13 protein-coding genes are annotated in these 15,566 nt (G+C 72.1%); 4 read left to right on the forward strand and 9 right to left on the reverse strand.

All coding sequences use genetic code 11. From position 1 onward, the window contains the following. Positions 1-265: 265 nt before the first annotated feature. Entirely contained in the window at positions 266-1,468 is a 1,203-nt protein-coding gene (locus OHA98_RS26875; RefSeq protein WP_266929303.1) for an amino acid deaminase/aldolase, read from the forward strand. A gap of 66 nt (positions 1,469-1,534) precedes the next feature. On the opposite strand, the gene OHA98_RS26880 is transcribed toward OHA98_RS26875, so the two are convergent. From OHA98_RS26880 to OHA98_RS26895, 4 genes are all read right to left on the reverse strand, one after another. Beyond that, positions 1,535-2,515, reverse strand: a complete 981-nt coding sequence (locus OHA98_RS26880) for a DUF2510 domain-containing protein (RefSeq protein WP_266929304.1) — start codon at positions 2,513-2,515, stop codon at positions 1,535-1,537. 42 nt (positions 2,516-2,557) lie between these two features. Then, entirely contained in the window at positions 2,558-3,346 is a 789-nt protein-coding gene (locus tag OHA98_RS26885) for a 3-oxoacyl-ACP reductase (RefSeq protein ID WP_266929305.1), read from the reverse strand. A 6-nt stretch (positions 3,347-3,352) separates the two neighbouring features. Then, a complete protein-coding gene (locus OHA98_RS26890; RefSeq protein WP_266930927.1) occupies positions 3,353-4,696 on the reverse strand; it encodes an aldehyde dehydrogenase in 1,344 nt (447 codons plus the stop codon). An 82-nt stretch (positions 4,697-4,778) separates the two neighbouring features. After that, positions 4,779-6,140, reverse strand: a complete 1,362-nt coding sequence (locus tag OHA98_RS26895; protein WP_266929307.1) for a glutamine synthetase family protein — start codon at positions 6,138-6,140, stop codon at positions 4,779-4,781. Between the two features lie 74 nt (positions 6,141-6,214). Here OHA98_RS26895 and OHA98_RS26900 point away from each other — a divergent pair, with 74 nt between their 5' ends. After that, positions 6,215-6,952 (forward strand): FadR/GntR family transcriptional regulator, encoded by a 738-nt coding sequence (locus tag OHA98_RS26900; protein WP_266929308.1) that lies wholly within the window; start codon positions 6,215-6,217, stop codon positions 6,950-6,952. A gap of 108 nt (positions 6,953-7,060) precedes the next feature. Further along, complete coding sequence (locus tag OHA98_RS26905; protein ID WP_266929309.1) at positions 7,061-7,813, forward strand: gamma-glutamyl-gamma-aminobutyrate hydrolase family protein; 753 nt, start codon at positions 7,061-7,063, stop codon at positions 7,811-7,813. 105 nt (positions 7,814-7,918) lie between these two features. Here the strand turns inward: OHA98_RS26905 and OHA98_RS26910 are convergent, their stop codons facing one another. Continuing rightward, the gene (locus OHA98_RS26910) at positions 7,919-8,857 is read right to left on the reverse strand and encodes a LysR family transcriptional regulator (protein ID WP_266929310.1); all 939 of its coding nucleotides are present in this window, start codon (positions 8,855-8,857) and stop codon (positions 7,919-7,921) included. Between the two features lie 70 nt (positions 8,858-8,927). On the opposite strand from OHA98_RS26910, the gene OHA98_RS26915 reads away from it, so the two are divergent. Next, positions 8,928-10,112, forward strand: a complete 1,185-nt coding sequence (locus tag OHA98_RS26915; protein ID WP_266929311.1) for a TDT family transporter — start codon at positions 8,928-8,930, stop codon at positions 10,110-10,112. Here the strand turns inward: OHA98_RS26915 and OHA98_RS26920 are convergent. The 4 genes from OHA98_RS26920 to OHA98_RS26935 all read right to left on the reverse strand — a co-directional run bounded on the left by OHA98_RS26920 (position 10,051) and on the right by OHA98_RS26935 (position 15,361). After that, entirely contained in the window at positions 10,051-10,758 is a 708-nt protein-coding gene (locus tag OHA98_RS26920) for a helical backbone metal receptor (RefSeq protein WP_266929312.1), read from the reverse strand. The genes OHA98_RS26915 and OHA98_RS26920 overlap by 62 nt on opposite strands. 158 nt (positions 10,759-10,916) lie before the next feature. Further along, positions 10,917-11,462: a helix-turn-helix domain-containing protein gene (locus OHA98_RS26925; RefSeq protein WP_266929313.1), complete on the reverse strand. Its 546-nt coding sequence runs from the start codon at positions 11,460-11,462 to the stop codon at positions 10,917-10,919. Positions 11,463-11,640: 178 nt separating this feature from the next. Beyond that, complete coding sequence (locus tag OHA98_RS26930; protein WP_266929315.1) at positions 11,641-14,274, reverse strand: ABC transporter permease/substrate binding protein; 2,634 nt, start codon at positions 14,272-14,274, stop codon at positions 11,641-11,643. Then, positions 14,267-15,361 (reverse strand): glycine betaine/L-proline ABC transporter ATP-binding protein, encoded by a 1,095-nt coding sequence (locus OHA98_RS26935; protein WP_266929316.1) that lies wholly within the window; start codon positions 15,359-15,361, stop codon positions 14,267-14,269. The genes OHA98_RS26930 and OHA98_RS26935 overlap by 8 nt, the downstream gene beginning before the upstream one ends. Positions 15,362-15,566: the final 205 nt, after the last annotated feature.

Below are 15,566 nucleotides of genomic sequence, written 5' to 3' on the forward strand. Positions count from 1 at the left end.
GGGCGCGGTCGCCGGTGCGGGCGGCGGAGTGGCCGGGCGGGGCGGCACGGGAGCGCGCTGCGCTTCGGTACTCATCCGGCCCGCCCCCTGGTTCACGTCCCCGTACCGTCCGCGGATCACCGTCACAGGCAGGCCCGATCGGTTCGCGCGTGCCCGTCACTCTACGGGCTGGGAGGCGACGGAGGGGAACGGGACGCCACGCCCGGGGGGATCTGCCCCGATCGTCCCCCTACCCAGCGGTACGGGTGTCTGGCAAGCTGCGGCCATGACTGCCCGCGCCACTGACCGGGCCCGGTACGACCGGGCCACCGCCCATCTCGACGCCCCGATCGCGGTGGTCGATCTGGAGGCCTTCGACGCCAACGCCGACGATCTCGTCGGCCGGGCCGGGGGGAAGCCGATCCGGGTGGCGAGCAAGTCGGTGCGCTGCCGGGCCCTGCTGGAGCGGGTGCTCGCGCGTCCCGGGTTCGCCGGGATCATGTCGTTCACGCTGGCGGAGTCGCTGTGGCTGGCGCGGGCCGGTTTCGAGGACGTGCTGCTGGCCTACCCGTCCGCCGACCGCACCGCGTTCGCCGAGCTGGCCGCCGACCCGAAGCTGGCCGCCGCGGTGACGGTGATGGTGGACGACCGGGCGCAGCTGGAGCTGATCGACGCGGCGCGGTCCGGCGGGCGGGAGGAGATCCGGGTCTGTCTGGAACTGGACACCTCGCTGCGTCTGCTGGGCGGCCGCGTCCGGGTCGGCGCGCTGCGCTCGCCGCTGCGCTCGCCCGTCGAGTTGGCGGAGCTGGCCCGCGCGGTCGCCCGCCGCCCGGGATTCCGGCTGGTGGGCCTGATGGCGTACGAGGGCCATGTCGCCGGGGTCGGCGACGCGGTCGCGGGGAGTCCGCTGCGGTCCCGGGCGATCCGGCTGATGCAGTCCGCGGCCCGCAGGGAGCTGGCGGTCCGCCGGGCCGAGGTGGTGCGGGCGGTCCGGGCGGTGGCACCCGGCCTGGAGTTCGTGAACGGCGGTGGCACGGGCAGCGTGCAGCACACCGCGGCCGAACCCGCGGTGACGGAGATCGCGGCCGGGTCGGGGCTGTACGTGCCCCGGCTGTTCGACAACTACACGTCGTTCACCGGCCGTCCGGCGGCGCTGTTCGCGCAGCCCGTGGTGCGCAGGCCCGGGGTGGGTGTGGTGACGGTGCTCGGCGGCGGCTATCCGGCGTCCGGCGCGGCCGGTGCGGACCGGCTGCCCGTGCCGTATCTCCCCGAGGGGCTGCGCTACGACCCGCAGGAGGGCGCGGGCGAGGTGCAGACGCCGCTGCTCGGCGCCCCGGCGGACGATCTGCTGATCGGCGACAAGGTGTGGTTCCGGCATGCCAAGGCCGGTGAGCTGTGCGAGCGGTTCGAGGAGCTTCGGCTGATCGAGGGCGACCGGATCACGGCGACCGTTCCGACGTACCGGGGCGAGGGCCGCACCTTCCTCTGACCGGCGGTCGCGGCGGCGGCGCGCACGGCGGTACGTGGCGGCAGCGCGCACGGCGGTACGCGGCGTTCAGGGCGCGACCGAGCTGCCGACCCCTCCGCCCGTGGCGCTGTCGCCGACCGGGCGGATGCCCCGGGTGATCGTGTCCATGAGCGAGAGCGGCAGGTCCTTCTGTCCGGCGTCGAACGCCATGCGGACGAGGACCGGTGTCTCGCTGCCCACCGCCGAGGGGAAGGCCACCGACTGCACCACGCCCCCGGGGCCCTTGGCGGTGGTGACCTGCCAGCGCACCAGATGGCCGGTACGTCCCGCCACGCTCACCGACGCGGACTTCAGCACCGTGTGCGACACGATGCCGCCGTGGACGCGCCGGCCGACGAGGTTCTTCTCGTACACGCTGTCCGCGGCCGTGGTGATGTCCTGCTCGGCCAGCGCCTCGGGGGTGGTCGCGTCGGTGCGGCTCGGGGTGCGGGTGGTGACGGTGCCGTGGTAGCAGAGGGCGGCGGAGTCTCCGGGGCAGGCGTAGGAGCCGACGGTCCGCATGGTGGTCGTGTCGTCGACGGTGCTCTCCGGTTTCTCCCAGCCCTCGGGGACCGGCAGGGTGATCCCGTTGAGCTGATCGGTGAGCATGCCGGGGTCCTCGTCCGCCGAGTCGCCGGGGGCGGGCGTACCCCCGGAGGCGGTGGCCGACGCGGTGGGGTGCGGTGCGGTGCCGCTGGACACCACCGCCGGGCCCGTACCGCTGTCGTCCCCGCCCAGCAGCACGGCCGCCGTGACGGCCACCCCGGCGATCACCAGCCCGGACAGGGCGACCGCCAGGATGCGGGTGCGGGCCCCGCCGCCCGGGGGCGCGCTGCCGCCGGTCCGCTGCCGCGGCAGTGCCGGAAGCGGCGGGGGCCCGAACGACTGTGCCGCGTACGGCTGTTGCGGACCGGGCTGCGCGGCGGCGAGCGGACGGGTGTGCGCGGTCCAGGCCGTGCCGTCCCACCAGCGCTCGGTGCCGGGCGCACCCGCGTCCGGGTACCAGCCGGGCGGTGTCGCGTGACTCATGCCCCCACTCTAGGGTCCGGGTCCGACAGGCCGCGCGGGCTGTCAGACCGGGGTCACATAGGCCCCGGAGATGCCGCCGTCGACCAGGAAGTCGGTGGCGTTGACGAAGGAGGAGTCGTCGCTGGCCAGGAAGGCGACGGCGGCCGCGATCTCGGTCGCCTCGGCGAAGCGGCCGAGCGGGATGTGGACGAGCCTGCGGGCCGCGCGCTCCGGGTCGGCGGCGAACAGTTCCCGCAGCAGCGGGGTGTTGACCGGCCCCGGGCACAGGGCGTTGACCCGGATGCCCTCCCGGGCGAACTGCACGCCGAGCTCCCGGGACATCGCGAGCACGCCGCCCTTGGAGGCGGTGTACGAGATCTGGGAGGTCGCCGCGCCCATCCTGGCCACGAAGGACGCGGTGTTGATGATCGAGCCGCGGCCCTGGCGGCGCATATAGGGCAGGGCTGCCTTGCAGCAGAGGTAGACGGAGGTGAGGTTGACGTCCTGGACGCGCTTCCAGGCCTCCAGGCCGGTGGTGAGGATGGAGTCGTCGTCGGGCGGGGAGATGCCCGCGTTGTTGAAGGCGATGTCGACGGAGCCATAGGTGTCGTACGCGGCCTTGAAGAGCGCCTCGACCTGCCCGGGGTCGGTGACGTCGGCCTGGACGAAGAGGCCGCCGGCCTCCTCGGCGGCGGCCCCGCCCGCGGCCGCGTCGATGTCGGCGCAGACGACATGCGCCCCTTCGGAGGCCAGCCGGCGGGCGGTGGCCAGGCCGATACCGCTGCCCGCTCCGGTGATGACGGCGGTGCGGCCGACCAGTCGGCGGCAGATGCTCTCGTTGTCGTTGCTCATGCTGGTTCAGGCCTCCGTGCTGAGGAAGACGTTCTTGGTTTCGGTGAAGGCGGTCAGGGCGTCGGGGCCCAGTTCGCGGCCGAGGCCGGACTGCTTGTAGCCGCCGAAGGGGGTCCCGTAGCGGACGGCCGAGTGGGAGTTGACGGACAGGTTCCCGGCCCGGACCGCCTGGGCGACGCGCAGGGCGCGGCCCACGTCACGGGTCCACAGGGAGCCCGCCAGGCCGTAGTCGGTGGCGTTGGCGAGCCGGACGGCGTCGGCCTCGTCCTCGAAGGGGAGGACGACAGCGACCGGGCCGAAGACCTCCTCCGTGGCGACGGGCGCGTCCGGGGCGACGCCGGTGAGGACGGTCGGCGGGAACCAGAAGCCGGGGCCCTCGGGAGCGCTGCCCCGCAGGGCCGGCGCGTGTCCGGGGACGTAGCCGCGGACCCGTTCCAGCTGGGCCCGTGAGATCAGCGGTCCCATCTGGGTCTTCTCGTCGGCCGGGTCCCCGACGACGACCGCGGCGAGGGCGGGGGCGAGCAGCTCCAGGAAGCGGTCGTACGCGGAGCGCTGGACGAGGATGCGGGTGCGGGCGCAGCAGTCCTGGCCCGCGTTGTCCAGGAAGGACATGGGGGCGGCGGCCGCGGCGGCCTCGATGTCGGCGTCGGCGAAGACGATGTTGGGGCTCTTGCCGCCGAGTTCGAGGGTGAGCCGCTTCACCCGGTCGGCGCACTTGGCCATGATCCGCTTGCCGACCCGGGTGGAACCGGTGAAGACGATCTTGGCGACGCCGGGGTGCTCGACCAGGGCGTCGCCGGTCACCGCGCCCGCTCCGGGCAGCACCTGGAAGAGGTCCTCGGGAAGGCCCGCGGCCCGCCCGATCTCCGCCAGCCGCAGGGCCGTGAGCGGGGTGGTCTCGGCGGGCTTGAGGAGTACGGCGTTGCCTGCGGCGAGGGCGGGTGCGACGCCCCAGGCGGCGATCGGCATGGGGAAGTTCCACGGGGCGATCACGCCGACGACGCCGAGGGGTTCGAGCAGGGTGAAGTCGATTCCGCCCGCCACCGGGATCTGCCGGCCGCTGAGGCGTTCCACTCCCCCGGCGGCGTATTCGAGCAGGTCGCGTACGTTGCCCGCCTCCCAGCGGGCGTTGCCGAGCGGGTGCCCCGCCTCGGCCGTCTCCAGCCGGGCCAGGGACTCGGTCTCGGCGTCGACCGCTGCCGCGAAGCGGCGCAGCAGGCGGGCGCGGTCGGCCGGGGCCAGGGCGGCCCAGACGCGCTGGGCGGCGGCGGCCCGGGTCACGGCGGCGTCCACCCCGGCCCGGGTGGTGGCCGGGACGGTGGCGAGGTGTTCCCCGGTCGCCGGGTTCAGTACGTCGTGGGCGCCGGGTGCGTCGGGGGTGTGGTGACGGGTGTCGGGGGAAGCGGTGCGGTGGTCGGTGGTCACGGATTCCTCACAGGCGTTCGAAGGAGCGGCGGAGCTCCCAGTCGGTCACCGCGGCGTCGAAGGCCTCGAGTTCGACGCGCGCCATGTTGCGGTAGTGCCCGACGACCTCGTCGCCGAAGGCGGCACGGGCCACCTCGCTGCGTTCCCAGAGCTCGGCGGCTTCCCGGAGGGTGGTGGGGACCCGCTCGTACCCGGAGGTGTAGGCGTTGCCCCCGCAGCCCTCGGGCAGTTCCAGTTCCTGTTCGACGCCGTGGAGTCCGGCGGCGATCAGACCGGCGACGGCCAGGTACGGGTTGACGTCGCCGCCCGGCAGCCGGTTCTCGAAGCGCATCGAGCGGCCGTGGCCGACGACGCGCAGCGAACAGGTGCGGTTGTCATGGCCCCAGGCGACCGCGGTCGGGGCGAAGGAGCCGGGCTGGAACCGTTTGTAGGAGTTGATGTTCGGGGCGTGGAGCAGGGTGAACTCACGCAGCGCGGCGAGCTGTCCGGCGAGGAAGTGGCGCATCAGCGGGGACATGGCCCCGTCGTCGCCCGCCATGACGTTGCGGCCCCGGGCGTCCTGGAGCGAGAGGTGGATGTGGCAGGAGTTGCCCTCGCGCTCGTTGAACTTGGCCATGAAGGTGAGCGCGACCCCTTCCTGCGCGGCGATCTCCTTGGAGCCGGTCTTGTAGACCGCGTGCTGGTCGCAGGTGACCAGTGCCTCGTCGTAGCGGAAGACGATCTCGTGCTGGCCGGGGTTGCATTCGCCCTTGGCCGACTCCACGGTGAGGCCGGCGCCCGCCATCTCGTTGCGGATCCGGCGCAGCAGGGGCTCGATACGGCCGGTACCGAGGACCGAGTAGTCGATGTTGTACTGGTTGACCGGTGTCAGACCGCGGTAGTTGCGGTCCCAGGCCTGCTCGTAGGTGTCCTTGAAGACGATGAACTCGAGTTCGGTGCCGACGTGGGCGGTGAGGCCGAGTCCGGCGAGCCGCTCCAGCTGGCGGCGGAGGATCTGGCGGGGGGCGGCGACGACGGGCGACCCGTCCTCCCGGGCGAGGTCGGCGATGACCATGGCCGTGCCCTCGTTCCACGGGACGCGGCGCAGGGTGCCGAGGTCGGGGTGCATGGCGAAGTCGCCGTACCCCCGGTCCCAGGAGGACATTCCGTAGCCGTCGACGGTGTTCATGTCGGTGTCCACGGCGAGCAGGTAGTTGCAGCCCTCGGTGCCGTGTTCCATGACCTCGTCGAGGAAGAAGGCGGCGGCGAACCGCTTGCCCTGCAGTCTTCCCTGCATGTCGGGGAAGGCGAGGACGACGGTGTCGATCTCACCGCTCGCGACGAGAACACGCAGTTCCTCGATACCGAGCGGGGGTGTTCGCACTGCCACGGGATACTCCTCCTTCGGCCGGACGGAAGCCTTAAGGTATGGGATGAGACCTTTGAAAGAAAGGGAAACGGAACGTGACCGAGGAATCCGGTGAGCATCCGGCGGCGGCCCGCCTGAAGCCGGTGCTGCGCCCCGTCCGCGCGGGCAACGGCTTCGAGGAGGCACTGGAGCAGATCCTCCAGGTGACGCGGCTCGGCCTGGTGGCGGGCGGCGAACGGCTGCCTGCGGAGCGGGAGCTGGCCGAGCTGCTCGGGATCAGCCGGGTCACGCTGCGCGAGGTGCTGAAGGTGCTCCAGGAGCAAGGCCTGGTGGAGAGCAGGCGCGGCCGTTACGGCGGCACGTTCGTGACACCGCGCACCGGCACGGCCGGCGAGGACGAACTGCGGCGCCGGGTGGCGGAGGTCGACATGGAGGACGTGCTGCGCTTCCGCGAGGTCCTGGAGACCGGAGCGGCCGGACTCTGCGCCGCGCACGGGCTGACCGGCGAGGGCGCGGACCGGTTGCGCAGGGCACTGGCGGCGACACACGAGACACCTCTGCCCGACTACCGCAGGCACGACACCCTGTTTCACCTGACGTTGGCCCGGCTTTCCGGTTCGCCGTCGCTGACCGCCCAGTACGCGGCGGTCCGGGCCACGGTGAACGGCCTGCTGGACTGCATTCCGCTGCTCGTGCGCAACCTGGAGCATTCGCAGCATCAGCACACGGTTCTCGTCGAGGCGGTCCTGGACGGGGACGAGGAGGCGGCACGCGCGGTGATGCGTGAGCACTGCGCCGGAACGGCGGCGCTGCTGCGCGGCTTCCTGGCCTGACCGGAACATCTTCCCGGTCTCCTTGCCGCATCGCACCGAGAATCTAAGGTATGCGGTGACACCATTGACTTCGGCCCGCTGCACGCGGCCTACCGAAGGGACCGCACCATGCCCGAACCCCTCATCGGCATCACCACCTATCTGGAGCCCGCGGCCAGGTGGGGCGTCTGGGAGCTGCCCGCCGCCGTCCTCCCCGCCGCGTACCCGCGTCTGGTGCAGCGGTCGGGCGGGCTGGCCGCACTGCTTCCGCCGGACGCCCCCGAGCGGGCCGCGGCCACCGTGTCCCGGCTGGACGCGCTCGTGGTGGCGGGCGGCGCCGATGTCGGGCCCGAGCTGTACGGGGCGGAGCGCGATCCCCGGACCGGGCCGCCCGCCCGGGAGCGCGACGCCTGGGAGAAGGCCCTGCTCGACGCGGCGCTGGAGTCCGGGATCCCGGTGCTCGGGATCTGCCGGGGCATGCAGCTGCTGAACGTGGCCCTGGGCGGCACCCTGGTCCAGCACATCGACGGGCACGCCGGTCCGCCCGGCACGACCGGGATCCTCGGCGAGCATGTGGTGACGCCCGTGCCCGGTACCCGCTACGCCTCGGTGGTCGCCGGGGAGTGCGCCGTACCGACCTACCACCACCAGGCCGTCGAACGGCTGGCCCCGGCGCTGGTGGCCTCCGCCCACGCGGTGGACGGCACCGTCGAGGCGGTCGAACTCCCCGGTCCGCAATGGGTACTGGGCGTGCAGTGGCACCCGGAGATGGGCGAGGACTCGCGAGTGATGCGGGCGCTAGTGGCGGCCGCCTCGGCGGCGGGGCCGGACCGGCGGCGCGCCGGCCGGACCGCCCTGGTGTCGGCACCCGGCCGGGCCTGACGCCCCCGGGCAGCGGGGCGGATGCCGTGCGCCCGGGAGCCTGGGGGGACCGGTCCGCCGGGGGGCCTGGGGAGACCGGTCCGCCCGGCGGCCTCCCCGCCCCGTTCAGACGCCCGGGGCGTCGGAGTCCGGCCGGGTGAGGGACAGCAGGTCCCGGGCCGGTCCGGTGGGCCGGTGACCGGAGGGCCATACGGCGCGCAGCTGGCGGCGGAGGCGTACGCCCGCGACCGGGACCTTCACCAGGCGGCGGGCCGACAGCTCCTCGCCCAGCGCCAGTTCGCTGAGCACACAGGGACCCGCGCCGCTCTCCGCCGCGCCCTTCACCGCGGTCGTGGAGGAGAGCTCCAGCAACGGCTGCGCGAGCCCGCCGTGCGGGGCGAGCGCGGCGTCCAGGACCTGCCGGGTGCCGGAGCCGTGTTCCCGCAGGATCAGCGGGGTCGCGGCCAGTTCCACCGGCAGCAACGGCGTCCGGCGGTGGGCCCAGGGGTGGGAGGGGGCGACCACGACCACCAGGCGGTCGTGCGCGATGACCGTACCGTCCAGGCCCTCCGGTATCGACAGCCCCTCCACGAACCCCAGATCGGCCTCACCGGTCACCAGCCGCCGGGCGACCGCCGCCGAATTCCCCGCGACGAGGGACACGGCGGTGTCCGGCCGCTGGGCGCGCAGCGCGATGAGCCAGCCCGGCAGCAGGTACTCCGCGATCGTCATGCTCGCCGCGACCCGCAGCCGCGAGTCCCGGCGGTCACGCAGTGCCTGGGCCCCCGCGTCGAACGCCTCCGCGGCCTCGACGACCCGGCGCGCCCAGTCGGTGACCAGGGCGCCCGCGTCGGTCAGCCGGGAGCCGCGCGGGGAGCGGTCCAGGAGGGCGACGCCGAGCTGCCGCTCCATCGACCGGATGCGGCTGGAGGCGGCGGGCTGGGTGACACCGACGTCCCGGGCGGCCCGTCCGAGGCTGCCGTGCCGGGCCACGGCGAGCAGCAGCTCCAGCGCCCCGAGGTCGGGAACCCGGTGGGACAGGGGTACGTGTTCATCGCTGGGCATAAAGCCAGCTTATGACCTCATAGGGACGGACTCCCTGGTGGGGAGCGGCGGTCCGGCCAAGAATCGTGGCATGGCCATCTTTCCGCAGACCCAGGCAGAGCCCCAGCCCCGGACGCCGTCGTCCTCCCCGTCCGACGCCTCCCGCCCGGCCGCCCTCCGGCTGCCGTCCCTGCGGCACATCGGCCCCAATTGGTACGCCTCCGTGATGGGGACCGCGATCGTCGCGAGCGCGGGTGTCGCGCTCCCCGTGGATGTGCCGGGCCTGCGGACCGTGTGCACCGTCGTGTGGGCGCTGTCCGCGCTGTGGCTCGCCGCCGTCCTGGTGGCCCGTACCGGGCACTGGATCCACCACCGCGACCAGGCCCGCGCCCATCTCCTGGACCCGGCCGTCGCCCCGTTCTACGGGTGCCTGTCCATGGCTCTGCTCGCGGTCGGCGGGGGCACCATGGTGGTCGGCAAGGACGTCATCGGTGAGCAGGCCGCGCTCGTGGTGCACTCGGTGCTGTACGTCGCGGGCACGCTGATCGGTCTCGCCGCCGCGGTCGCCGTCCCGTATCTGATGGTCGTACGCCACCGGCTGGAGCCCGGCAGCGCCTCGCCCGTCTGGCTGCTGCCGCTGGTGGCGCCGATGGTCTCCGCCTCGCTCGGCGCGCTGCTGGTGCCCGAACTGCCCGCGGGCCAGTGGCGCGGGACGCTGCTGATGGCCTGCTACGCGATGTTCGGGCTGTCCCTGCTGGCCACGCTGGTGGTGCTCCCGACCGTCTTCGCGCGGCTGGTGCACCAGGGGCCGCTGCCGCTCGCGCTGACGCCGACGCTGTTCCTGGTTCTGGGCCCGCTGGGCCAGTCGACCACCGCGGTCAACCAGCTGGCCGATGTGGCGCCGGGGGCGGTCGGTGCCCCGTACGCCTCGGCCTTCGGTGCGTTCGCCGTGCTCTACGGGGTGCCGGTGATGGGGTTCGCGCTGCTGTGGCTGGCGCTCGCCCTCGCGATGGTGGTGCGGGCGCTGCGGGCCGGGATGACGTTCGCGATGACGTGGTGGGGATTCACCTTCCCCGTCGGTACGTGTGTGACCGGGGCCGCCGGGCTGGCCCGGCACACCGGGCTCGACGCCTTCACCTGGCTGGCCGTCGCGCTGTATGTGTTCCTGGTGACCGCCTGGGCGGTGGCCGGGGCGCGGACGCTGCGCGGGCTGGTCAGCGGAGCGCTGCTCGCAGCACCGCGGGCGCCTCGGCCAGTGACGGCCCGTACCACGTGAGGTGGCGCCCGTCGACGAGTGCGGCGGGCAGCGCGGGGAAGGCCTCGGGCCCGTCGTCGGCGGTGAAGCGGTACGGCTCGTCGGGCAGCACGACCAGTTCGGCGCCGGACGCGTTCAGTTCGGCGAGCGGGATACGGGGGTAGCGCTCGGCGTGGTCCGCGTAGACGTTGCGCACCCCCAGGCGGGCCAGCAGATCACCGGCGAACGTGTCACGGCCGAGCACCATCCAGGGTCTGCGCCAGACGGGCACGACCGCCGGGCGCGGGGCTCCCGGGGCGGGGACCGCCGCCCAGGCGGCCTCCGCCTCGTCCAGCCAGCGGGGCCGGCCGAGGCCGCAGCCGGTGACCAGCACCCGTTCCAGCTCGGCGAAGGCCTCGTCGAGGGTGCGGATCACGGTGACCATGACATCGAGCCCGGCCTCCCGCAGCGCGGCGAGGTCGGGGGCGCGGTTCTCCTCCTCGTTGGCGATGACCAGGTCCGGGCGCAGCGCGGCCACCGCCGCCACGTCGGGGTTCTTCGTGCCGCCGATGCGGGCGGCGGCCAGGCCCGGCGGGTGGGTGCACCAGTCGGTGACCCCGGCCAGCAGCCCGGGTGCGGTGGCGGCGACGGCCTCGGTGAGCGAGGGGACCAGGGAGACGACGCGCACGGGCGGGCCTTTCTCGGACGGACGTACGGGGGCGGGCCCGGTGACACCCGCCGGTCCGGGGCGGCCCGGGGACTGTCCTGCGGCGGCCCGGGGACTGTCCCGCAGCGGTCAGCGGCGGTCAGCCGCGGTCAGCGGCGGTCAGCGGCGGTCAGCGGCGGTCAGCGGCGGGAATCGTACGTGGCGTCGATGTTCTCGGCCACCGAGACGATCAGCAGCCGGGTCTCCGGGACGGTGGCGCGCCAGCGGTGCCGGACACCGCCGGACAGGAACAGCGTGTCGCCGCGCTCCAGCCGGTACGCCTGCCCCTCGGCCTCCACCTCGGCGGCGCCCTCGACGACGTACATCACCTCGTCGTTGCGGTGCTGGAACTCGCGCCCCAGGTCCTGCTCACCGGTGAACTCCAGCGCGCTGAGCTGGTGGCGGCCGCGCACCACGCGCCGTACCCCGTCCCCCTCGCCCGCGCGCACCACGTCCACCGAGCGCGCCGAGTCGGCGGCGGCCCGCAGCCGTGCGGTCGTGGTCTCCAGCGCCTCGGCGACCCGGTCCAGCGACCTGGCGCTGGGGCGGGCGCGCTCGTTCTCGATCTGGCTCAGGAACGGCACGGACAGCCCGCTGCGCGCGGCGACCGAGGCCAGCGTGAGCCCCAGGGTTCTGCGCCGTCGGCGGACCGCGGCACCGACCCGCAGTGCTTCCTTCTCGTCCATGTCCGGGCTCCCTCCCGCCTGGCCATCCTCCCGGTTGCGAGCACACTACGCACATCGTTCGGGAGATGGAGCACGGGAGAAGAGGCGGGAAACCCGCCAGGGGCGTTCTTCGGCCATGGAGAAGGGGACGGCCCCGGTGCTCCACCGGGGCCGTCCCCTTCTCCGCCGGGTGCCGGAATCAGCTGCCGACAGGCGTCAGCGCGGCGGCCACCTCGGGGTTGGCGTCCATCCAGCGGCGGGCGGATTCCTTCTCCTTGCCACCGCCCCCGTTCTGGATCTCCACTTCCAGCGAGGCCAGCTGCGCCTCGGTGAGCTTGAAGTCCTTCAGCCAGCGGGTGACCTCGGGGAAGTCCTTCGCGAAGTCCTTCTTCGCGACCGTGTGGATCTCCTCGCCCTTGCCCCAGGCACCCTTGGGGTCCTTGAGCTTCTTCAGGTCGTGCTTGCCATAGGCCCAGTGCGGCGACCACAGGGTCACCACGACCGGCTCCTTCTTCTTGATCGAGCGGTTCAGCTCGGCCAGCATCGAGGACGTGCTGGAGGAGACGACCTTGTACTCACCCTCCAGGCCGTACTCCTTGAGCACCTTCTCATTGAGCGTGCCCATCATCCCGGCACTCGACTCGATGCCGATGATCTTGCCGTTGAACTTCTTGCCCTGACCCTTGAGGTCGTCGAGCGAGTCGATGCCCTTCACGTACGAGGGAACCGTCAGCTCCAGCGAGGTCGGCCCGTACCAGGAACCGAGATCGGTGAGGTTGTCCTTGTACTTGTCCCAGTACGCCTTGTGCGTCGTCGGCAGCCAGGAGTCGAACTGGACGTCCATCTGCCCCTGCGCGAGACCCGTGTAGAGCGGACCGGGGTCGAGCTGCTTGACGGTCGTGCGGTAGCCGCGGTCCTCCAGCAGGTTCTGCCACAGGTAGGTGCTCGCGATGGCCTCGTCCCAGGGGAAGTAGCCCATGTTGACCGTCTTGCCCGCGTCCTCGCCCTGCTGACCGCCACCGGCGCCCCCGGGCAGCGGGGCAAGCTGGTCGACGAGGCCCGGGGACTTCTTCAGCCAGGCGCGTACGCCCTCCTGCTCCTTGCCCTCACCGGCGGTCTGGATCTCGTTCTCCAGGCCGGTGAGCTGCTCCTCGGTGAGCTTGAAGTCCTTCAGCCACTCGGAGACCGCCGGCGCCTTCTCGGCGAACCCCTTGTGGGCGACGGTGTGCACGTTCTCGCCCTTGCCCCAGGCACCCTTGGGGTCCTTGAGCTTCTTCAGGTCGTGCTTGCCGTAGGCCCAGTGCGGCGACCACAGGGTCACCACGACCGGCTCCTTCTTCTTGATCGAGGCGTTCAGCTCGGCCAGCATCGAGGACGTGCTGGAGGAGACGACCTTGTACTCACCCTCCAGGCCGTACTCCTTGAGCACCTTCTCATTGAGCGTGCCCATCATCCCGGCACTGGCCTCGATGCCGATGATCTTGCCGTTGAACTTCTTGCCCTGACCCTTGAGGTCGTCGAGCGAGTCGATGCCCTTCACGTACGAGGGAACCGTCAGCTCCAGCGAGGTCGGCCCGTACCACGCGCCGAGATCGTCGATCTGGGAGCTGTACTTGTCCCAGTAGTCCTTGTGCGTGGTGGGCAGCCAGGAGTCCGTCTGGAAGTCGATGTCGCCGCGTGCGACACCGGAGTAGAGCGGACCGGCGTCCAGCTGCTTGATGTCGGTCGTATAGCCGCGCTGCTCCAGGAGCTCCTTCCAGAGGAACGTGGAGGCGATGCCCTCGTCCCACGGGATGTAGCCCAGGTTGATCTTCTGGCCCTTGCCGACGTTCGCGCTGTCCCCGGCGACGTTCTTCCCACCGTCGTCCGAGCCGGCGATGTTGAGCCCGCCCGCGATCAGCGCGAGGACGACCACACCGACCATCGCGACGGCGGTGCCCGGCTTGTAGTGGGTGATCTTCAGGCCACGCGCGCCGGAGGCGATCCTGGCGGCGGCCCGGCGGCCGAGCGGGGAGACCCGCTCGTTGAGCGCGCCGGTCATCCGGTCCAGGTACATGGCGAGGATGACGACGGCGATGCCGCTCTCGGCGGCGAGGCCGACCTGGAGCTGGGTGATCGCGGCGTACACCTTCTCGCCGAGACCGCCCGCGCCCGCCATACCGCCGATGACCACCATCGACAGCGCCAGCATGATCACCTGGTTGATACCGGCCATGATCGTCGGCAGGGCGAGCGGCAGCTGCACCCGGGTCAGGGTGTCGCGGGGCGTCGTGCCGAACGCCTCGGCGGCCTCGACCAGTTCGCTGTCCACCTGACGGATGCCGAGCTCGGTCATCCGGACACCGGGGGGCATCGCGAACACGATGGTGGCGATGACCCCGGGGGTGACACCGACGCCGAAGAACATGACGCCGGGGATCAGGTAGACGAAGGCGGGCATCGTCTGCATGACGTCGAGGACCGGCCGGAGCGCGGCACTGACCTTGTTGTTCCGCGCGGCCCAGATGCCCGTCGGTACCGCGATCACGATGGTGATGACGGCAGCCACGACCACCAGCGACAGCGTGGCCATCGCCTCGTTCCACAGGGCGAGGGAGTCGATCAGGGCGAAGCCCGCGAAGGTGAGTACGGCCGGAATCACGCCGCGCAGCCAGAACGCGATGACGGCGAAGATCGCGGCCATCAGCAGCGGCTCACCGCCGCCGAGGACGGCGTTGACCCCGTCGTACATTCCGCCGAGCACGGCCTTGATGGCGTCGAAGATCCAGGTGAGGTTCGACTGGAGCCAGTCGACCGCGTCCTCGACCCACTCGCCGAAGGTGAACCTAGGCACCGGCGCTCACCTTCTCGGCGTCGGAGGACCGGGCCGGCGATACGTCGTCGACACGCGGCTCCTCACCGAGCGCGGCGAGCAGACGGCCGCGCGGCACGACACCGATCACCTCGCCCCCGGCATCGGTGACGGCCACGGCGACCCCACTGGTGGAACAGGGCGTGAACAGCTCGGCGATCGGCGTCCCGGCGGTCACGGTCGCGGGCGCCTCGGCCAGCACGTCCTGGTCGGAGCGGCCCTTCTCGGGCTGCTCCATGATCGAACCGGCGGTGAGCACCCGGGAGCGGTCGACGTCCTGGATGAACGACGCGACATAGTCGTTGGCCGGACGGACGAGGATGTCCTCGGCGGTGCCCTGCTGGACGATCCTGCCGTCGCGCATCACGGCGATCCGGTCACCGAGGCGCATGGCCTCGTTGAGGTCGTGGGTGATGAACACGATCGTCTTCTTCAGCCGCTTCTGGAGTTCGAGCAGCTGGTCCTGCATGTCACGGCGGATCAGCGGATCCAGGGCGCTGAAGGACTCGTCCATCAGCAGCAGATCGGCGTCGGTGGCCAGGGCGCGGGCCAGGCCCACGCGCTGCTGCATACCGCCGGAAAGTTCGTCGGGCCAGGACTTCTCCCAGCCGGCCAGGCCGGTCAGTTCCAGCGCCTGGGCGGCGCGCTGCTCACGCTCGGCGCGCGGCACACCCTGCACTTCGAGACCGTACGCGGCGTTCTCCAGCACGCTCCTGTGGGGGAAGAGCGCGAAGTGCTGGAACACCATGCTGATCTTGGAGGACCGGACATGGCGCAGTTCACGGGGGCTCAGGGCGGTCAGGTCCTGGCCGTCGAACAGCACACGTCCGGCAGTGGCGTCGAGCAGTCCGTTGAGCATCCGCAGCAACGTGGACTTACCGGACCCCGAGAGACCCATCACGACGAAGATCTGGCCCGGTTCCACGGTGAACGAGGCGTCGATCACCGCTGCGGTCGTTCCGTCGGCGCGCAGCTCGTCGCGGCCGGTGCCGCTCTCGAGTTTCCGCACGGCTTGATCGGGTCGTCTGCCGAACACTTTGTACAAGTGGTCGGCTTGCAGCCTTGACACATACACCTCACGCGTTGAACCGAAAAACGGTCTGCCACCCCCTCCGGCAGACCGTGGAGCGGTGCGGATTCGGTCCGCACTGCACGCGCATTGGTTGAAAATGCGACGTGGTCCGCTCCGGTGGCGCGCCTGCCCGCACTTACGCACACCAAACACAAGTGTGATTCAGCTCACTTCCGGGCCGGTGTCAGTGGTGTGGGGCATC

It is taken from the genome of Streptomyces sp. NBC_00654 (genome assembly GCF_026341775.1).
Taxonomy (GTDB): Bacteria; Actinomycetota; Actinomycetes; order Streptomycetales; family Streptomycetaceae; genus Streptomyces.